Below are 220 nucleotides of genomic sequence, written 5' to 3' on the forward strand. Positions count from 1 at the left end.
GCGCTTCACCGCGTCGACCAGGTGCGCGACGGTGAAGCCGAAGTGCTCGAACAGCTGCGGCGCGGGGGCGGAGGCGCCGAACGTGGTCATGCCGACCACCTCGCCGTCCAGGCCGACGTACTTGCGCCAGAAGTCGGCACTGGCCGCCTCCACCGCCACGCGGGCGCGGCACCAGGAAGGCAGCACGCCTTCGCGGTATTCCAGCGGCTGCGCATCGAAC

Annotated in this window: 1 protein-coding gene; it reads right to left on the reverse strand. The window is 71.4% G+C overall.

What is annotated here, in order from left to right; genetic code table 11:
* A partial coding sequence (locus RHOFW104R8_RS11035; protein WP_407071440.1) for a transketolase-like TK C-terminal-containing protein occupies positions 1-220 on the reverse strand: 220 nt, incomplete at both ends.

The sequence above is a fragment of the Rhodanobacter sp. FW104-R8 genome (genome assembly GCF_001617365.1).
Lineage (GTDB): Bacteria > Pseudomonadota > Gammaproteobacteria > Xanthomonadales > Rhodanobacteraceae > Rhodanobacter.